The following is a 19,375-nucleotide window of genomic DNA, read 5'->3' on the forward strand; positions in this document are numbered from 1 at the left end:
GAGGATTGCGGCTGGAAGAATCGCGCGGCGCCATGCTAAATATTGCGGCATGGCACAAGCAGACCCCCAAATCAGCGGCATCTCTCAACCGGTCATCCGGCAGCTCGACGACAGCGCCATCAACCGCATCGCGGCAGGCGAGGTGGTGGAACGCCCCGCCTCGGCGGTGAAAGAGCTGGTGGAGAACGCCATCGACGCGGGCGCCACGCGGATCACCATCGAAATCGCTGATGGTGGCAAGACGCTGATCCGGGTGACGGATGATGGCTGCGGCATGTCGCCAGCGGATCTGCCGCTGGCGCTGTCCCGGCACGCAACCTCCAAGATCGACGGATCCGATCTGCTGAATATCCATACCTTTGGTTTCCGCGGTGAGGCGCTGCCCTCCCTTGGCGCGGTCGGACGGCTGAGCATCACCAGTCGCGCCAAGGATCAGGAGGCCGCCCAGATCCGCGTGGCGGGCGGACGGACGGAACCTGTCAAACCCGCCGCCCTGCGTGTCGGAACAGTGGTGGAGCTGCGGGATCTGTTCTACGCGACCCCTGCACGGCTGAAGTTCATGCGCAGCGACCGGGCCGAAACACAAGCCATCGGCGATGTGATCAAACGTCTGGCCATGGCGGAACCTTCGGTCGGGTTTACCCTGCGCGATGTGTCCGGCGGTGGCGAGGGGCGCGTGACCTTCCGCGCCGATCCCCTGACCGGTGACCTATTTGATGCGCTGCACGGGCGCTTGGCGACGGTGCTCGGGCGGGAATTTGCAGAGAACGCACTGAAGATTGACGCCACACGCGACGGTGTGCGGCTCTTTGGCTATGCGGCTTTGCCTACCTATTCGCGTGGTGCGGCGGTGGCGCAGTTCCTGTTTGTGAACACGCGACCGGTCAAGGACAAGATGCTGACCGGCGCCCTCAGGGCGGCCTATTTCGATTTTCTCAGCCGTGATCGCCATCCGGCGGCGGCGTTGTTTCTGGATTGCGATCCGACGCTGGTGGACGTGAACGTGCATCCCGCCAAATCCGAGGTCCGGTTCCGGGATCCTGGTGTGGCGCGAGGTCTGATTGTCTCTGCGCTGCGCCATGGGCTGGCTGAGGCCGGACACCGCGCCTCCAGCACGGTGGCTGGCGCGACACTGGGCGCGATGCGTCCCGAACCCATGGCCAGCCAGCCGGGCGCGGACGGGGCACCACGGATCTATCAGATGGACCGCCCCTCACTGGGCGCGCGGAGCCTCTCTTATGCGGCGCAGGCCCCAGGCCAGTCACGCATAGCCGGTGGCGACATGCCGCCACCATCGGGCTTTGCCGAACTGGCTCAGGCCTATAGTGGCCGGGTGACAGAGGCGCCCGAGAGCCAGAACCCGGCAATGGCCCCGGGTCAGCCTTTTGAACGATCCGAAACATCCGCACCCGGGGCAGAGCAACTGCCGCTTGGCGCCGCCCGCGGGCAGGTGCATGAAAACTACATCATCGCCCAGACCGTCGACGGTATGGTCATCGTCGATCAGCACGCTGCCCATGAGCGGCTGGTCTACGAAAAACTGAAACGCCAGATGGCGGAAACCGGGGTGGCCGCGCAGGCTTTGCTGATCCCTGAGATTGTGGAGCTGAGCGAGGGCGACTGTGCCCGTATTCTGGCGGTTGCAGATGACCTTAACCGCTTTGGCCTCGGGATCGAGGCCTTTGGTGGTGGGGCCATTGCCGTGCGAGAAACACCGGCCATTCTGGGGACCGTGAACGCCGAAGCAATGGTGCGCGATATTCTGGATGAGCTGGATGATCAGGGCGAAAGCCAGCTGGTTCAGGCCAAGATCGAAGCCATCCTCAGCCGCGTGGCCTGCCATGGCTCCATCCGTTCGGGCCGCTGGATGCGGGGCGAGGAGATGAATGCCCTGCTGCGCGAAATGGAAGCCACTCCGCACTCGGGCCAGTGCAATCATGGCCGCCCCACCTATGTCGAGCTGAAACTGGCCGACATCGAACGCCTGTTCGGACGCAGCTGATGGAGCCCATCGTGCTGTTTCTCCAGACTGCAGAGCCGCAGGTTCTGGTGATGCTGGGGCTGGGTGGTATCGTGCTGTTGATCCTCCTCATGATGCTGCGTGCCAACGCCCGTGCAGTGCAGAGCATTGCGCCGATTGCACAGCAGATGGCGCATCTGGGGCAAAGTTTTCAGCAGCTGCGCGGCGGGGTGCAACATGTCTCGGACGCGCAGGCCAATGCGCAGGTGCAGATGATTCAGACGGTGGAAACCCGACTCAGCGCGGTGCAGCAACAGGTTAACGACCGCCTATCGGACAACGCGCTGCGACAGGCACGCGCCCTCGCGGATATGCAGGAACGGCTGCAGGAAAGCCTGCATGGATCCACCAAACGCACAGTAACCTCGCTCACGCAGCTACAGGAGCGGCTGGCGGTGATCGACAAGGCACAGGACAATATCACCAAACTGTCGGGAGATGTTCTGGGGCTTCAGGATATTTTGGCAAACAAGCAGACGCGTGGCGCGTTTGGTGAAATCCAGCTCAATGATATCGTCTCCAAGGCGCTGCCAGCCGACAGCTATGCGTTCCAACATACGCTGAGCAATGGCAAACGCGCCGACTGTCTGATCTACTTACCCAATCCGCCCGGCCCGATTGTGATCGACAGCAAATTCCCGCTGGAACCTTATGAGGCGCTGCGCAACGCAGACACACAGGAGCAGCGCGCCAGTGCGGCACGGCAGCTGAAGGCCGCGCTGCGCGCTCATATCCGGGCTATTTCGGAGAAGTATATTCTGGACGGCGAGACCGCAGATGGGGCGCTGATGTTCCTGCCGTCTGAGGCCGTTTATGCCGAGCTGCATGCCAATTTCTCTGATATTGTACGGGAGGGCTTCTCCGCAAAGGTCTGGATTGTGTCGCCAACGACCTGCATGGCAACGTTGAATACGATGCGTGCTATTCTCAAGGATGCCCGGATGCGGGAACAGGCCGGGGCGATCCGCAGCGAACTGGCGCATTTGCATAAGGATGTGGAACGCCTGGGGGACCGGGTCGGCAATCTGGACCGGCATTTCGGCATGGCAGCCAAGGATATCGCCGAGATCAAGATCAGTGCCGACAAGGCTGGTCGTCGCGCGCAGCGGCTGGACAACTTCGACTTTGAGGAAATCGCGGCACCGTCGGTAGGGATTGGCCAGCCCGGTGATCCGGCCAATGTCGTTCCGCTGGGGCGGCCCGAAAGCTGATGCAGCAGACCACAATTGCGCCCCTGCTGAACAATGCCTCAATCGCAGCAGAGCGGTTGGTTTCGGTCCTCAGGATCGCGGTGACATTGGGGTTGTTTACCGTGTTCGTGGTCACCGTGGCCGGGTTGGATTTCAGCACGCTGGCCCCGTTTCTGCATCGCCAGCTGTTGTTCGCCGTTCTGACGATGTTTGCTTATTTGATGCTGGGGGTGGTGACTTTCGCAGCGACCACGCTCGGATGGTTCCGGCCCTGGATGTCGTGGTTCAGCGTGACTGCGGATTGTGGGTTTCTCCTCTTCAATGTCTGGTTCAGCCTTGAAAACAGCAGCTATCCCGGCGGGGTGGCGTTGCTGCTGCCGCCGGCCTGGCTGGTGCCGCTGGTGCTGGCTTATGGTGTGATGCGGATGGACCCGCGCCTGCAGCTTTATACAACTGTGCTGCTTAGCGCCGGGTTGGGCGGGTTGATATTCTGGCCGGATGACCGGCTTGATGTCGGACAGCTTGGGATCTTGCACAGCGTGTTGGACACTCCGGCTAATGTGATGAAGCTGACGATGATCCTCCTTGCAGGTCTGGTCATGGTGTTGGCGGCTGCGCGGATGCGACGGCTGTTCTACCGTGAGTTGGAGGCGGCCGATGCGCGCGCCAATCTGACCCGCTACCTACCGGCGCAGGTGGCCGATCAGCTGGCAGATGGCGGGCTATTGGCGCTCCAGCAAGGGCAGCGGCAGCCGATGGCAGTGATGTTTGTCGACATTCGCGGCTTTACCCAATGGTCGGAAACCCGTGACCCGCAGGAAGTCGGAGATTTCATCACCGCTTTCCGCAACGAGGTCGAAGACAGTGCGGCACGTCACGACGGGATGATTGACAAATACATGGGCGATGCTGCGATGTTGCTGTTTGATGATGCACCGGTTGCAATGGGGCAGCCGAATGGCGCGGCCCGGGCGCTGGCATGTGCTGCGACGCTCAGCGAGGCGATCCACCGCTGGTCGGACCGGCGGGTCGCAGCCGGGGAGCCTGTGGTGGAGATCGGTATCGGCGTCCATGCAGGAGAGGTGTTTTCTGGCGTCGTGGGCAATGCGGCGCGGTTGGAATATTCAGTCTTTGGTGATGCCGTGAACACAGCGTCAAGGCTGGAGCAACACAGCAAAACAGTGCCGCAAATCATCATTGCGTCCGCCGCGACCTTGACGGTCGCAGGGATCGAGCCCTCCCGCCAACGCTGGGTGGCACTGCCGCCGGTAACCCTGCGCGGGCGCAGCAAGGTGATTGAGATCTACGGCAGAGAGGGCTGATCAGGGTCTTTGTTGCGGTCTTTGCCTCAGATCAAGGACGGTGGTGGTGAACCTGGCTTAGATCCCTGTCACATGCGCGGACAACGGAGGACAATCGCCATGCTTGAGATCAGTACCCGCAAGGTGGCGCAGGTGGCCCTGATGGCCCGCGAGCTGACCCGCGCCGAAGGCGAACTCAGGGCGTTCATTGACCGAATGGGGGAAGATGAACAGGCGGAGTTGGTGGCGATCATGTGGATCGGTCGCGACAGTTTCGAGGCCGGTGATCTGGAAGAGGCCATCGCCACTGCCCGGCAGGAGGCCACCACTCCAACCGCCGATTACCTGATCGGCACGCCGCATCTGGCGGACAATCTGGAGGCCGGGCTGGATGCGCTGGGGATTGATGTGCAGGGCGTTGAAGAGGATGTCATCGGGCGCTAGCCCAATCGGCCGATCTGGTCGGTTTGCGCTGATGTGTGGGGCCTGATGCAGAAGGGCGCCGGAAACCGGCGCCCGCATGATTTATCTGCCGTGGACCGCCCCAACCCCGGGATCTCTCAGGCCTTGTTGTCGACAACCTCAAGGTGCTGAGCCAGTTCACCGATCTTGGCCATCCATTGATCCACCAATGCCGGATCACTGGGGGCGGCGCTGACGCCGGGCGCGATTTTGCTGTTCATGGCAGCTTCAATGGCAAAGGACACAGGATAAGACACCAGACGCGCCATGGCGGTGCCGCGTTCATCCCCCCAGGCATCCATGACGTAGGTTTTGTGCCAGACTTCAGAGCCGTCTTTTTCAGCTTTAAGGCCGACGCAAAGTACTACGCGATCTGCCTCGCCTTCATCATAGGCGTTTTCGGTCCAGAATTGATCCGACATTTCCTTGAGCCGGGCATCCCCTTCGGCGCCTTCTAGGGTCTCGACCTCTTTGAACACATCCGCCCAGGCTTCAGCCCAGCCATTGAGACGCAGGGTGCCACGGACGAAGTCCTTCACTTTCCAGTCTTCCCCAAATTCATACTGCGCCATGAAGGGCAGCGAGTCGCGGTTCGGGTAAACCTCAAAGCTCTCAGGCGTGGGCAGCGGTGCCGCGTAGGACGAAATTGCATCCCAAGGGCGCATGACATCCAGTTCTTTGAAATCGCGGATCGATTTGGACGGCGAGCGCAGCGCCTTCAGCACGCCGAGCGGCGACCAGCTGAATTTGTAGCGAAACGGATTCGGTGTCTTGGGGATGCCGCCGCAGTAGGAGATAAAGCTCAGCTCATTATCGACGTCGAACGCATCAGAGGCCTTGTAATCCGCGACCAGCGCATGCGCCATCAGGTGATCGATACCGGGATCGAGACCGACCTCATTGATCAGACAGACGCCTGCATCCTTGGCCTTCTGGTCCAGGGCGCGCATGTCTGGCGCAATGTAGGAGGAGGACACGAAATGAGCGCCATGCTCAATCGCCAACTCTGCCAGAGGCACATGCCAGTCGCCGGGCAGCATCGACACGATCACGTCCTTGGGACTCAGCATCTGGCCGAGGTTGGCCAGACTGAAGCTGTGGATGTTGCTGGTCAGATCGCCAATCGCCTCGCGTGCTTTGTCGGGTGTGCGGTTCCAGACCGCGACATCATGACCGGCCTCAAGCAGGCGACGCAGGCCGGGAATTGCGGACAGGCCGGTGCCGCACCAATGGATTGTCATTTTCAGTCTCCGTTTTTGGTTCCGTCGGCTGTCAGCCCGGAAGGTGATCCTTGAAGGTGGTTTCCGCTCGCCCCCAGACGCCGCTTTGCAGATCGGTGAGGGTCAGTAGAGAGGACAAAAGCTGAGCTGCGTAGTCTTCCGAGCTTTCGACGGGCAGCATTGACGGCAGGTTGTCGATTGCCATAACGTCGAGCACCGGATGTTCGGCGACACGCAGCGCGGGGGAGGCCCAGGTTGTCGCGCGATCATAGACCGGCACCGGATTGTAGTCGCTGTCCGGGTCGCAGGCGACATCTCCGATAGCGGACAGCTGGCGGTCCTGATCCAGTGCTTCGCGCGGGACAAACACCGGGGTGCCGGGCCGGGCAAAGATGCAGTTCAGGAACAGATCATGGTTCAGAATTTGGGGGAAGGGGCCGCCGCTGGCGGTTTCGGCCATATCCCATTTGGTGACCTTAATGCCCATCGCCTCGCAGAGGTCGGCAGCACCGGTGCCCACGCGCCCAAGCGCCCCGATCACCATAGCGGTGGGACGCTCCACCTTCAGCGCATCAAGTTCGGCACCAAGATCTGTCAGCAGGGCGTCTTTGCTTTCGTAGACCCGGACCGGCCCGCATAGCTCACTACGCTGCTGCGCGGCCCAGGTCTTCAGCGTGACCGCTGCACCGGCATAGCCAGCCCAATACCCAAACGCGGCGACTCGACGACCGGTTTCATCGACCAGATACTCCAGATCATAGAGCGTGCCGCCACCGGCCTTGAACCGCTCCAGCAGTGCCTTGCCGGAATGCTGGCCCTTGAAGGCATGGCCAAACATAATGTGGCGATGCGGCAGCGGGGTACCATCCTCCGGCAGTTCTTTCAGGCCGAAAATGATGGCATCCGTTGGGGCGTCCGGCCACGTGTTCTCGGCGGCGATATCGCAGCCTGCATCGACATACCCCTGTAAGGGGATGGCCCGGACCGAGCTTTCCTCAACCGTGACCTTGATACCTGCGGCCAAGAGCGCCTTGGCACCTTCAGGGGTCAGACCGACCCGTTCTTCGTTGGGGCGCTGTTCGGCCCGTACCCATAGATGCGTCATATCTTGTCCTTTACAGCATGCCCTTGGCGGTCACGGCACGAATGGACTCGCGCTGATCCATGCTCGCCATAAATTTCTGAATTTTTGGGTAGTCCGCGACATTGACACCGTCGCCTTCCAGCCAGCTGCACACCACATAGAGGTAGCAATCGGCGAGGCTCAGCGTGTCACCCAGCACCAAGGGGCCTCGCAGACCAGACTGGCAGATATAGTCGCAGGAGGCCGCCATGGTCTTGGGCACCATCTTCTGCATGTCTTTCCAGCTGCTACGATCCGTGGCCCAGCGGGTGCCGCGCAGCTTGTGGGCGTGGTTCACATGCATGGTTGAAGCGAGGTAGAACATCACCTCCCGCATGCGCGCCAGCAGCACGGGGTCTTTGGGGCGCAGGCCCGCGTCCGGGGCCACGTCGGCCACAAATTCCAACAGCGCGCCGGTTTCGGTCAGGATACCGCCATCGACGACCAATGCGGGCACGCGGCCCTTGGGGTTGATCTGGGCGTAGGCGTCGCCAAGTTGCTCTTTGGCAGCAAAGTCGATGCGGATGGGTTCATAGTCCAATCCGGCCTCTTCCAGCGCAATGGCCACGGCCACCGAAATCGTCTTGGGTGCGTAATATAGCTGCATCATTCTGTCCTCCCTCAGATCATGCGTTCTCAGTGCTCCATGCTGAGCCTAGAGATGCGTTTGCGCGTAGTGCCGTTCCGGATGTTCAAGATGCGGCACCGCGTTGAACAAAACCGGGCTCAGTTGACCGCCGATCGGGTGCAACCGATGCAGGGAACTGTTCATGATCGCCAGCGCGATCCGTGCTGTTCCGGTTGTATCAAGCCCCATCGCCTGCCCCATCGCCATGGCGATCAACCCTCCCGATGTGACCACCAGTGCGGGGCCGTCACCTGCTGCGATCTCTGTCAGGGCAGATCTTGTGCGGGTTTCAAAGTCGCGCCAGCTTTCGGGCGGGTTTGCGATTTCATCTGCGGCCCAGGCGGCAAAGACCTTGGGCATGTGATCGACAAACCCCTCACGCTCGGTGGGAATTTCCAGACCGTGCTGATCCTGCATCGCCTCGGCCAGGTTGAAATACTCCATCTCATTCAGGCGGGGATCCTGCACCACATTTTCGAGCTCCATCCCGGCAGCCGTTTCGATATGGCGCGTCAGGGTGCCGCAATAGACGCGGGTGTAATATGCGCGGGTGTCGCGCAGATGTGCGCCCAGCCAGCGTGCCTGCTGATGGCCCAGATCGCTCAACCGATCATAGCTCGCCTCATCGCGGGCACCGGTGTTGGCCTGTCCGTGGCGGATCAGCGTGATATGGGTCATGGCGTGTTCCTTTGCGTCCGGGCAAGTCTTATGCAAGCTTTGCAACGGTGGAAAGGGCCAGTTGGCGGTTTCGGATCCAATCGGTCAAGGCAGGTGCATGGATTGGATTTTAGGTCCGATCCGGACCAAATGTTTCGCGTGCGAAACAACCGAACAAAGGCTTAACGCTGGATCGCGAAAACGCACTGGTTTTGCAGCTGTTGCACAGTGGGCGAACGGCAGGTTTCGACAATGAGAACCAGAGGTCTGCGCTGTGCTTGGAGGGGCCACGAGCTGTCGTAGCGGCGACCTTAGCGGAGATCAGGCGCGGTCGTAGCCGCGTTTCAGCATCCGTTTACGGTGCTGGTCCGCAGCGATCGACGCCTCGCGTAGGTTGCCGTAGATGTTGATCGCGCTCTGTCCGCTGCCACCAGCAATCCCCCATTCCCGCAGAACGGAGACCTCGGCGAACAGGTTCATCGCAAGTTCGATCCGATAAAAGCGCGGAACCCGCGCAGGGGCTTGGCGATAGAGCAGACAGGTGGCCATATCCGAATCATATCGTCTCCGATTCGCTGCGTCCAGTCTGTGCTGCAGGTCCAGACCTTATCGGCCCAGCCGCAGCGGGATTACAGCCAGGTCACATCGCCGAGAAAGATATAGCCGGCACCGTAGATCGTTTTGATCAGACGGGGATTTTTGGGGTCTTCGCGCAGTTTGGTGCGCAGCCGGGAAATACGGACATCCATTGCCCTGTCAAAACTCTCTCCAGCACCGCCGCCCAGGCTTTCCTGCATTTGCGCGCGGGAGATCAGGCGTTTTGGGCTTTCGAGGAACAGTCGCAGCACTTCGCCCTCCGCATGGGAGAATGGTGTCTCCGCGCCGCTGTCATCTTCTAGGATGTAGCGATCAAAATGCGCGGTCCAGCCGGAGAACTCTGCGCTGTTTCCCGTGGTTGCGGCGCTGCGCGGGCCGCCACGCAGGCGGGCGCGAATGCGGGCAACGACCTCTGCCGGATCAAAGGGTTTGGTGATGTAGTCATCAGCCCCTAGCTCAAGCCCAGTGACACGGTCCTGCACTTGTGCGCGCCCGGAAATGATGATTACTGCGGCGCCCTGTTCCAGTGCCAGCCTGTGGACCAGCGCCAGCCCGTCGGTATCTGGTAGTGACAGATCCACGAGACAGACATCGGGGGTGACCCGGTTGAGCGAGGCCTCGAACTCGCGGGCGCGGGCAAAGCTCTGGGTGCGAAACCCAGCCTCCTCAAGCGTGTCGGTCAGGATACGCCGGATCTCAGGTTCGTCGTCCAGGATGGTGATAAGGGGTCTGCTCATGCAACGGGGTCCGATTTGATCAGCGCTGAGAGCTGATGGGTGGTAAAGGGTTTCTGCAACACCGGGCAGCGCTTCAGGGCGGTGCGAAACAGAGGGTCGCTGGTTGGCAGAGAGGTCATCAGAATGCAGGGCAGACGAGATCCCTGCAAGCGATCTGCCAGATCAATGCCGGTGGCGCTGCCTTGCAACTTGATATCTGACAACACCAGCGAAATACCATCGATATCGGCGGTGAGCGCGCAGGCTTCATCCACGCTTGTGGCCTCCACAACGGCATAGCCAAGATCGATCAGCATGTCACGGAAAGTGGCGCGTAGCTCTTCGCTATCCTCAACCAGCAGTGCCAGCCCGCCAGCAGCATCAGGGGCAAGGCGGTATGGAATGCGCAAGGTAACGTTGGCACCTGATACGGTATTGCCGATCCGCATGTCCCCGCCGGTAGATTTCGCCATGTCATAAACCATGGGCAAGCCAAGGCCGGAGCCTTCACCGCCTTTGGTGGTGAAAAACGGATTAAGCGCTTTGTCTAAGGCGGTTTTTGAAAAGCCGGGTCCGGTGTCGGTAACGCTGACTTCCAACCATGTCTGGCCAACGACATGGGCGCTGACGGTGATCTGACCCTGCGTGCCGCAGGCATCGCGCGCATTCAGGATAAGGTTCAGCAGCGCATCCTGCAGTTTCCCGGGGTCCAACAACAGCCGCACATCTGGCGTATGATCTACAATGCTGAGGCCCATACCCTGAGGCAGCGATGGCGTTGCCAGCACCTTCAGCTCTTGTAGCAGGGCGTGGAGGTCGGTGGCGCGCGGCCGCAGGCTGCGATGGCCTGTCATCTCGGCGATGCGGTTCAGCAATCGTCCACCGCGGCGGGCAGCGGATAGCGTGGCCTGGACCAGATCGGCGGCCTCCGGGTTCAGATCGGATTTGGCCAGCTTGCCCTGCATACCCAGAATGATGGTCAACAGGTTGGAGAAATCATGCGCCAGCCCGCTGGTCATCTGTGCGGCCATCTCGCGGCGGCGGGCCTGTTGCAGGGCGACACGGGTCTGGGTTTCCTCAGTCACATCCATCGACAGGATGAACACGCCGCCAGTGGCATCAGGGGTGAAGGCGACCCGGATCCGGCGGCTGTCGTGGTTTTCGGTGAATTCGAATACCGGGCTGTCGCCCTGATAGGCGGCCATCAGATGTGGTGCGATCTTGTCGTAGGCAGCGGCACCAAGCGCCTCCGCGATATGCATGCCGAGAATTTCAGAAGGACGGCTGGGAAAGACAGAGCTGAGGCGCCGGTTGGTATAGGTATAGTAACCCTCTGCATCCACATGGGCGATATGGGCGGGCATCATCTCGGTCGTCAGGCGGGTGCGGGCTTCCATCTCGGTGAGCTGACGCTTTGCCTCTTCCAGTGCGGTGATCGTGGCGGCCAGTTTGCGGTTGGTGGCCGAGAGTTCCTCGGTATGTACGATCAGCTGATCGGACATTTCCTCGGACCGGGCGCGCAACAGCTGTTCGATTCGCTTGGTGCGGGTAATGTCGGTATAGACTGTGACCCAGCCCCCCTGAGGCAGCGGCGCCCCTTCGATCGAAATCACCTGACCGTTGGCGCGTTCGCGTTCCAGATAATGGGGCACAAAATCGAGCGCTTGATCGACGCGCTGCTGCACGAAACCCTCGATATCATCAACGGGGCCGTATTCGCCGCTGGTGGCGATATGGCGGATGGTTTCGTCAAACCGCGCGCCCGGAGTGATCAGCGCATTGGGCAGGTCGAACATCTCCTGAAAGCGCTGGTTGCAAACCACCAGACACAAATCGCTGTCATAGATCGACATTGCCTGGGCAATCAGATTGAGCCCGGCTGTGGTCATCGTGGCGCGGTGTTTTTCGGATCGGTTCATGCTGTCTCCCCGGCGTATGGCTAGCATCCCGATGGGTCTGCGCAAAGGGGCTAGCCTGTCACAGGGGGACCGTTCAAGAGGGTCTGCGTACGCCAGGTGAACTGCTGTTACAATTCGTAAGATTTGGGAAAACATCAGGAAAAAGTTGACGCCTTAGCATGAGGCCGTCCCTAATCGGGATCAGAATCGCGGGTAGCGATCAGTCCGGCCGCATGGGTCGGAAAGGGGAGGAGAAAGAACGTGGCTCAGACGCAGTCGGGTGCCGCAGGGATGATGTCCCTGCCGGCGCTGCTTGAACGCAATGCGGCGCAGATTGGCGACCGCCAAGCCTATCGGGAAAAGGAATTCGGCATTTGGCAATGCTGGACCTGGTCCGAAACCCAGAAGGAAATCGAGGCGCTTGCGCTTGGGTTGATCAACCTCGGGGTTAACGAGGGAGATTTCATAGCTATCATCGGGCGCAACCGTCCATCGCTCTATTGGGCGATGGTTGCGGCGCAATCGGTGGGCGCGGTGCCGGTGCCGCTCTATCAGGACGCGGTGGCGGAAGAGATGGCCTATGTGCTGGGCCACTGCGGTGCGCGGTTTGTGATCGCGGGTGACCAGGAACAGGTCGATAAGGTCATTGAGGTTCAGGAAGAGCTGAGCAATCTGGAGCAGATCATCTATCTGGATCCGCGCGGCATGCGCAAATATGACCACCATGCGCTGCATGAATATGCGCATGTTCAGGATCAGGGCCGCGCGGCGCGCGACGAATGGACGCCTGATCTGGAAGCCCGCAAGGCCAAGCTGACCTACGACAGCACCTGCGTGATGCTTTATACGTCTGGCACCACGGGCAAGCCCAAAGGCGTTGTTCTGTCCAATCGCAATGTGATCGAAAGCGCTAAGAACTCTGCGGAGTTTGACAAGCTGACGGCAGGTGAAAATATCCTGTCCTATCTGCCGATGGCCTGGGTTGGTGATTTCATCTTCTCGGTTGGGCAGGCCTATTGGTGTGGCTTCTGTGTGAACTGCCCAGAGAGCGCCGACACCATGATGACGGACCTGCGCGAAATCGGGCCAACTTATTTCTTCGCACCGCCGCGTGTTTTCGAAGGTCAGCTGACCAGCGTTATGATCCGTATGGAAGACGCGAGCACGCTGAAGCGCAAGATGTTCCACCACTTCTTGGCACATGCGAAAAAGGTGGGTGGTGACATCCTGGATGGTCGCCCGGTCGGATTGATGGACCGGTTGAAGTACAAACTGGGTGATCTGCTGGTCTACGGTCCGCTGAAGGATACGCTGGGCTATGGCCGCATTCGCGTTGGCTACACCGCCGGTGAGGCGATCGGGCCGGAGATTTTTGATTTCTATCGCAGTCTTGGGATCAACCTCAAACAGCTCTACGGCCAGACCGAAGCGACGGTGTTCATCACCGTGCAGCCCGATGGTGAGGTGCGCGCTGATACCGTGGGTGTTCCGGCCCCCGATGTAGAGATCAAGATCGCCGACAATGGTGAGATTTTCTACCGCTCGCCGGGAACCTTCGTCGAATATTACAACAACCCGGAATCCACGGCCTCGACCAAGGATGCCGAAGGTTGGGTCGCAACGGGTGACGCAGGTTTCTTTGAAGAAGACAGCGGCCATCTGCGGATCATCGACCGAGCCAAGGACGTTGGCAAAATGGCGGACGGGGCGATGTTTGCGCCCAAATATGTTGAGAACAAGCTGAAGTTCTATCCGGATATTCTGGAGGTTGTGCTGTTCGGTAATGGCCGGGACCGCTGTGTTGCCTTTATCAATATTGACCTGACGGCGGTGGGCAATTGGGCGGAGCGGAACAACATTGCCTATGCGTCCTATCAGGAGTTGGCGGGTCATCCGAAGGTGCTGCAATCCATTCGGGAACATGTCGAAACCGTCAACGAGTCGGTGGCGCAGGATGTCATGCTTTCGGGTTGTCAGGTGCACCGCTTCGTTGTGCTGCACAAAGAGCTGGACGCCGATGATGGCGAGATGACCCGGACCCGCAAAGTGCGCCGTGTGATTGTCGAGGATAAGTATTCCGATATTATCACAGCGCTTTACGATGGCTCCTCGCAGATTTCGACACGTACGGAAGTGACGTATGAGGATGGACGCAAGGGCGAGATAAGCGCCACGCTGGATATCATCGATGCCAAGGTCGTGCCGGTTACCACACACGCGGTGGCCGCGGAATGAGACATTTGATGACAAGAACCGCATCAACACGATCGGCAGCGGCGCTTAGCCATAGACAACAAAACAACAATGCGAAAGGCGCGGTGTCGTGAAGGATATGGAAGACGGCTATATCACCGAGGACGGGCGCAAGATCGGCGGCGTGGTGATGGAGATGAAAAACATCACTCTGCGCTTTGGCGGCGTGGTTGCGATCAAGGATATCTCCTTTGACATTCGCGAAGGCGAGATCCGGGCCATCATCGGCCCCAACGGCGCGGGCAAATCCTCAATGCTGAACGTGATCTCAGGGTTTTATGTCCCGCAGGAAGGCGAGGTGCTGTTTCGTGGTAAGCCCCGCCCACAGATGCGCCCCTATGAGGTGGCCCGTCAGGGCATCGCACGCACGTTCCAGAATATCGCGTTGTTCGACGGGATGAGTGTGCTCGACAATGTGATGACCGGGCGCCTCAATTTCATGAAGACCAATATCTTTCAGCAGGCGATCTGGCGCGGCAAGGCGGAGGCGGAAGAAACCGAAAACCGCGAAGCGGTGGAACGGATCATCGATTTTCTCGAGATTCAGGCAATCCGCAAGACGCCGGTTGCGCGTCTGCCTTACGGTTTGAAAAAACGGGTTGAGCTGGCGCGTGCCCTGGCCGCCGAGCCAAAGTTGTTGCTGCTGGATGAACCGATGGCGGGTATGAACGTTGAGGAAAAAGAGGACATGTCCCGCTTTATCCTTGATGTGAATGACGAATTCGGCACCACCATCGCGCTGATCGAACATGACATGGGCGTTGTGATGGACCTGTCTGATCGTGTTGTCGTTATGGACTACGGCAAGAAGATTGGCGACGGCACACCGGACGAAGTGCGCAACAATCAGGACGTGATTGATGCCTACTTGGGGGTCAGCCATGACTGATCATCTGGGCTGTGGAATGAATTTCGGAAATTTTTGGCAAGCTTCTTTGATGAAACTTGCAGGAGGAGAGCGGGATGCCTGAACAACTCGTCTTTGCGATGGAAGTCACGCTGAACGGCCTGATGGCAGGGGTGCTCTATGCGCTGGTCGCGCTGGGCTTTGTCCTGATCTACAAGGCCTCGGGCATCTTTAACTATGCGCAGGGTGTTATGGCCCTGTTTGCCGCGATGACGCTGGTGGGGATCATGAACGGTCAGGTGCCGTTCTCCCATGTGATCAATGCGATCTTCGGTGGGCATATCACCCACTTTGGCTGGACCGTCCCGTCCTTTGTCGCAATTGTCATGACAGTGGGCGTGATGGTGCTGCTGGCCTGGATGGTGCAGCATTTCGTGATGCGTCACCTGGTCGGGCAGGAGCCGATCATTCTGTTCATGGCCACCATCGGACTTGCCTATTTCCTTGAAGGGGTGGCGGATCTGATGTGGGGGTCAGAGATCAAAGCGCTGGATGTCGGCCTGCCGCAGGGGATCAACCTGTGGATCGATGAGACCACCTATCAGATCTTTGACTACGGGTTCTTCATCGACAACCTCGACATTGTGGCGACGGTTATTGCCGCGCTGCTGGTGATGGGGCTGGTTGCCTTTGCGCAATATACCAAACAGGGCCGTGCGATGCGGGCGGTGGCCGATGACCATCAGGCGGCACTGTCGGTTGGTATCTCGCTGAACTTTATCTGGGTGCTGGTCTGGTCGGTTGCGGGCTTTGTTGCACTGGTCGCCGGGATCATGTGGGGCACCAAATCCGGCGTGCAGTTTTCACTGTCGCTGATCGCGCTAAAGGCCCTGCCAGTCTTGATGCTGGGCGGCTTCACCTCGATCCCTGGAGCCATTGTAGGCGGCCTGATCATTGGCGTCGGCGAAAAACTGTTCGAATTCATGATTGGCCCGATGGTTGGGGGCGCGACGGAGAACTGGTTTGCCTATGTGCTGGCGCTGCTGTTCCTGGTGTTCCGCCCGCAAGGTCTGTTCGGGGAGAAGATCATTGAACGGGTCTGAGGCTGTTATCACGTCTGCATGGCGCCACCGGAATATGGCCGCGCCATGCCGTTCTGTTCAGCCTTCCAAGCGTCGGAAGGCGGCGATGACGATGGCGGCAAAGATGGTGACCACCAGTGTGAAGGCGATAGTGATGTCCCCGACCAACTGGCCGACAAGCACCGTCATGACAGCAGCGGCGCATAGCGCCAGAAGCAGCATGCCCCAGGCCGTAGAGGCCGCGGTCCCCGATTGCCGCGCTGCGGTGCGCGGGGCTGGCTGGCGATTGGCCTGCGGTAACACAGTCGCGTCTTCGACTGTGCTTAGCAGCCGGTTCTTCGCCTTTGTAAAGTCCTCAGGGGATATGTCTCCCCTGTCCCGGGCAGCCTCTAGCTGCCGGATTTCCTGCAATATTGCACTCATCGTTCCCACTCACTTTTCCCACGCAAAAGATGGCACAGAGAATTGGGCGAAATGTGGCGAAAGCCGGAAATCCGAAGAAATGGTTAACGTCGGAGGGGTCAGATGACCAAGCTGATTGCCATCGTCAATGTGATCGCATGGGCCGGGTTCTGGGCCTTTGGCTACCTGGCGCTGACTGCCGAGGGGTTTTCGGAGGCGCAGATGGTCACGGCATCGCTGTTGGCGGCGGCGGGGCTGATCACTGGCATCCTTGCCTATTTGCGTCTGGCCCGTGTGGCCGAGCTAAGTGGTTACGCAAGCAAGACAAATCAACTCGACGCGGGTCAGAGAAACCGCGCGCAGCAAGAAGGGAGCATCTGAGTCATGTTCTATCGTGAAGCCGGAGATTTCAAAACCTCCTACCAAGATGACAGCCAGACCTTCCCGATCAAGTTTGACCGGATCCGCTACTACGTGGTGCTGGCGCTGGCATTCCTGGTGGTGCCTTTCGTCGTAAATGACTACTGGGCCAATGCGATCCTGCTGCCGTTTCTGATCTATTCGATTGCCGCAATTGGCCTGAATATTTTGGTCGGGTACTGCGGTCAGGTGTCCTTGGGGACTGGTGGTTTCATGGCTGTGGGAGCCTATGCCTGCTACAAGCTGATGACGGCGTTCCCGGAAATGAGCATGTTCATTCACGTGTTGCTCGCCGGTGGTATCACGGCGCTGGTGTGCATCGGGTTTGGTCTGCCATCGCTCAGGATCAAGGGGTTCTACCTTGCCGTGGCAACGCTGGCAGCGCAGTTTTTTCTGGTCTGGCTCTTCAACCGGGTGCCGTGGTTCTACAACTATTCCGCCTCGGGTCAGATCAGCGCGCCGGAGCGGGATGTGTTCGGCATTATCATCACCGGCCCCAATGCACCGGCCTGGGCCACATATATGTTCAGCCTGATTTTCCTTGCCTTCTGCGCATTGGTTGCCCGCAACCTGACCCGCGGGACCGTAGGCCGCAGCTGGATGGCGATCCGTGACATGGACATTGCGGCGGAGATCATCGGGGTGAACCCGCTAAAGGCGAAGCTTTCGGCCTTTGGGGTGTCTGGTTTCTTCATCGGGGTTTCCGGCGCACTGTTCTTTTCCGTCTATCTTGGCGCAGTCGAAGTTGGCGAAGCCTTTGGTATCAATAAATCGTTCCTGGTGCTGTTCATGGTGATCATCGGTGGCTTGGGGTCGATCTTCGGCTCCTTTGCCGGGGCGGCGTTCCTGGTGCTGCTGCCGGTCGTACTGAAGGTCGTAGGCGTGGATGTGCTGGGCTGGCCCACTGATATCGTGGCCCATATCCAGCTGGTGATTGTCGGTGCGCTGATCGTGATCTTCCTGATCGCGGAGCCGCATGGCATCGCGCAGCTGTGGCGCGTCGCCAAGGAAAAACTGAGACTCTGGCCTTTCCCGCACTAAGTGGGGCCGGCCAAGCAAGACTGCGGGGCAATAACAAGATCAACCCCCGCTGTGACCCACATCGGACAATTCAAGGGAGGATGAGACCCGATGAAAATGAAACTGACAACTCTGGCGCTGGGCGCCGTGATGGCCGCTGGCCCTGCCATGGCGGACCTGGTGTTCCCGTCGCTGAGTTATCGTACCGGCCCCTATGCGGCTGGCGGTATCCCTTTTGCGGATGGCTATGCGGATTACTTCACGCTGGTCAACGAACGCGATGGCGGCATCAATGGCGTGAAGGCAAAGGTCATCGAGTGTGAGACCGGCTACAACACCGAGAAAGGTGTGGAATGCTATGAGTCGACCAAGGGCGAAGGCGCGCTGGTCTATCAGCCGCTGTCCACCGGCATCACCTATCAGTTGATCCCGAAAGTGACCGCAGATGGCATTCCGCTGCACACAATGGGCTATGGCCGCACCTCGGCGGCAAATGGTGAAGTGTTCAGCAATGTTTTCAACTACCCTGCCAACTACTGGGATGGTGCGTCTGGGATCATCAACTATCTGCTGGAAGAAAACGGCGGTGATCTGAACGGCAAGAAGATCTCGCTGCTGTTCCACAACTCCGCCTACGGCAAGGAGCCGATCCGGACGCTGGAGGAGCTGTCGAAGAAACACGGCTTCACGCTGTCGACATTGCCCGTCGACCACCCTGGTCAGGAGCAGAAATCCCAGTGGTTGCAGATCCGTCGCGACCGTCCGGATTTCGTGATCATGTGGGGCTGGGGCGTGATGAATCAGGTCGCCATTCAGGAAGCCGCCAATACTCGCTATCCGATGGAGAATTTCATCGGCGTGTGGTGGTCCGGTGCTGAGCACGATGTGATGGCTGCGGGTGATAAGGCCAATGGATACAAGGCTGTGACCTTCCACGGTGTGGGGCGTGACTTCCCTGTATTTGCGGATATTCAGACACATGTTGTGGACAAAGGGCTGGCGGCTGGTGCCGGCGATCAGATCGGCAATGTGCTTTATAACCGCGGCATGTATGCAGCGATGCTGGCTGTTGAAGCGGCAAAAACCGCCCAGGAAATCCATGGCACCAATGACATCACGCCTGCGATGATGCGCGATGGTATGGAAGCCTTGGAGATGCCGGAAGCGCGCATGTCTGCGCTGGGGATGCCGTATTTCGGTCCGTCCTTCAACGTCTCCTGTGAAAACCACGGTGGCCCCGGTCTGGTTGGCATGACCCAGTGGGATGCCTCGGCCAAAACCTGGAACCTGATCAGCGATTTCGCACCCAGCGATCGTGATGTGATCCAGCCGCTGATCGAGGAAGATTCCATGGCCTATGCCAAGGAAAACAATATCGAGGCGGGCTGCAAGTAACGCAGTTTGGTCTGTCCCCGGCTTTCGGTCGGGGGCGGATCTGCCGAACCGCGTCGCTGCCGGCGCGCATATCACCCGGTGCGGCGCGTGAGGGCCGCACCCACTGACAGACCCGGAACAGGGCGATCGGGTCAGGACCGCGTG

At 59.6% G+C, this 19,375-nt stretch carries 18 protein-coding genes; 10 read left to right on the plus strand and 8 right to left on the minus strand.

What is annotated here, in order from left to right:
* The first annotated feature begins 49 nt into the window (after nt 1-49).
* From mutL to J4721_RS10355, 4 genes are all read left to right on the plus strand, one after another.
* The gene (mutL, locus tag J4721_RS10340; protein WP_102875087.1) at nt 50-2,002 is read left to right on the plus strand and encodes a DNA mismatch repair endonuclease MutL; all 1,953 of its coding nucleotides are present in this window, start codon (nt 50-52) and stop codon (nt 2,000-2,002) included.
* Nucleotides 2,002-3,231 (plus strand): DNA recombination protein RmuC, encoded by a 1,230-nt coding sequence (locus J4721_RS10345; RefSeq protein WP_102875086.1) that lies wholly within the window; start codon nt 2,002-2,004, stop codon nt 3,229-3,231. Before mutL ends, J4721_RS10345 begins: the two co-directional genes overlap by 1 nt.
* Nucleotides 3,231-4,532 (plus strand): adenylate/guanylate cyclase domain-containing protein, encoded by a 1,302-nt coding sequence (locus tag J4721_RS10350; protein WP_102875085.1) that lies wholly within the window; start codon nt 3,231-3,233, stop codon nt 4,530-4,532. Before J4721_RS10345 ends, J4721_RS10350 begins: the two co-directional genes overlap by 1 nt.
* Before the next feature lie 99 nt (nt 4,533-4,631).
* Nucleotides 4,632-4,955: a DUF3775 domain-containing protein gene (locus J4721_RS10355; protein WP_014876164.1), complete on the plus strand. Its 324-nt coding sequence runs from the start codon at nt 4,632-4,634 to the stop codon at nt 4,953-4,955.
* Nucleotides 4,956-5,071: 116 nt separating this feature from the next.
* Here J4721_RS10355 and J4721_RS10360 read toward each other — a convergent pair whose 3' ends face one another.
* From J4721_RS10360 to J4721_RS10390, 7 genes are all read right to left on the minus strand, one after another.
* Nucleotides 5,072-6,214, minus strand: a complete 1,143-nt coding sequence (locus J4721_RS10360; protein WP_102875084.1) for a saccharopine dehydrogenase family protein — start codon at nt 6,212-6,214, stop codon at nt 5,072-5,074.
* Between the two features lie 31 nt (nt 6,215-6,245).
* On the minus strand, nt 6,246-7,298 hold the full coding sequence (locus J4721_RS10365) for a saccharopine dehydrogenase (RefSeq protein ID WP_102875083.1): 1,053 nt from the start codon (nt 7,296-7,298) through the stop codon (nt 6,246-6,248).
* A 10-nt stretch (nt 7,299-7,308) separates the two neighbouring features.
* Entirely contained in the window at nt 7,309-7,923 is a 615-nt protein-coding gene (locus J4721_RS10370; protein WP_211002633.1) for a glutathione S-transferase family protein, read from the minus strand.
* Between the two features lie 48 nt (nt 7,924-7,971).
* Nucleotides 7,972-8,622, minus strand: a complete 651-nt coding sequence (locus J4721_RS10375; RefSeq protein ID WP_014876160.1) for a histidine phosphatase family protein — start codon at nt 8,620-8,622, stop codon at nt 7,972-7,974.
* Between the two features lie 300 nt (nt 8,623-8,922).
* A complete protein-coding gene (locus tag J4721_RS10380) occupies nt 8,923-9,150 on the minus strand; it encodes a WGR domain-containing protein (protein ID WP_014876159.1) in 228 nt (75 codons plus the stop codon).
* Nucleotides 9,151-9,230: 80 nt separating this feature from the next.
* Nucleotides 9,231-9,935, minus strand: a complete 705-nt coding sequence (locus tag J4721_RS10385; protein WP_014876158.1) for a response regulator transcription factor — start codon at nt 9,933-9,935, stop codon at nt 9,231-9,233.
* On the minus strand, nt 9,932-11,833 hold the full coding sequence (locus J4721_RS10390) for a PAS-domain containing protein (RefSeq protein WP_014876157.1): 1,902 nt from the start codon (nt 11,831-11,833) through the stop codon (nt 9,932-9,934). Before J4721_RS10390 ends, J4721_RS10385 begins: the two co-directional genes overlap by 4 nt.
* Nucleotides 11,834-12,103: 270 nt before the next feature.
* Between J4721_RS10390 and J4721_RS10395 the strand changes: the two genes are divergently transcribed.
* The 3 genes from J4721_RS10395 (at nt 12,104) to J4721_RS10405 (ending at nt 16,015) form a co-directional block, all read left to right on the plus strand.
* Nucleotides 12,104-14,047 carry an AMP-binding protein gene (locus J4721_RS10395; RefSeq protein ID WP_102859702.1) on the plus strand — a complete coding sequence of 648 codons (1,944 nt, stop codon included), beginning with the start codon at nt 12,104-12,106 and terminating at the stop codon, nt 14,045-14,047.
* Between the two features lie 97 nt (nt 14,048-14,144).
* Nucleotides 14,145-14,954: an ABC transporter ATP-binding protein gene (locus tag J4721_RS10400; RefSeq protein WP_014881338.1), complete on the plus strand. Its 810-nt coding sequence runs from the start codon at nt 14,145-14,147 to the stop codon at nt 14,952-14,954.
* A gap of 74 nt (nt 14,955-15,028) precedes the next feature.
* Nucleotides 15,029-16,015: a branched-chain amino acid ABC transporter permease gene (locus tag J4721_RS10405; protein WP_014881337.1), complete on the plus strand. Its 987-nt coding sequence runs from the start codon at nt 15,029-15,031 to the stop codon at nt 16,013-16,015.
* Nucleotides 16,016-16,072: 57 nt separating this feature from the next.
* On the opposite strand, the gene J4721_RS10410 is transcribed toward J4721_RS10405, so the two are convergent.
* Nucleotides 16,073-16,417, minus strand: a complete 345-nt coding sequence (locus J4721_RS10410) for an SHOCT domain-containing protein (RefSeq protein ID WP_102884143.1) — start codon at nt 16,415-16,417, stop codon at nt 16,073-16,075.
* A gap of 102 nt (nt 16,418-16,519) precedes the next feature.
* On the opposite strand from J4721_RS10410, the gene J4721_RS10415 reads away from it, so the two are divergent.
* The 3 genes from J4721_RS10415 to J4721_RS10425 all read left to right on the plus strand — a co-directional run bounded on the left by J4721_RS10415 (nt 16,520) and on the right by J4721_RS10425 (nt 19,231).
* Nucleotides 16,520-16,777: a hypothetical protein gene (locus tag J4721_RS10415; protein ID WP_014876152.1), complete on the plus strand. Its 258-nt coding sequence runs from the start codon at nt 16,520-16,522 to the stop codon at nt 16,775-16,777.
* A gap of 3 nt (nt 16,778-16,780) precedes the next feature.
* The gene (locus J4721_RS10420; RefSeq protein ID WP_014876151.1) at nt 16,781-17,857 is read left to right on the plus strand and encodes a branched-chain amino acid ABC transporter permease; all 1,077 of its coding nucleotides are present in this window, start codon (nt 16,781-16,783) and stop codon (nt 17,855-17,857) included.
* A 90-nt stretch (nt 17,858-17,947) separates the two neighbouring features.
* Nucleotides 17,948-19,231: an ABC transporter substrate-binding protein gene (locus tag J4721_RS10425; protein ID WP_014876150.1), complete on the plus strand. Its 1,284-nt coding sequence runs from the start codon at nt 17,948-17,950 to the stop codon at nt 19,229-19,231.
* Nucleotides 19,232-19,375 lie beyond the last annotated feature (144 nt).

It is taken from the genome of Phaeobacter sp. HS011 (assembly GCF_018101215.1).
Taxonomy (GTDB): Bacteria; Pseudomonadota; Alphaproteobacteria; order Rhodobacterales; family Rhodobacteraceae; genus Phaeobacter; species Phaeobacter inhibens.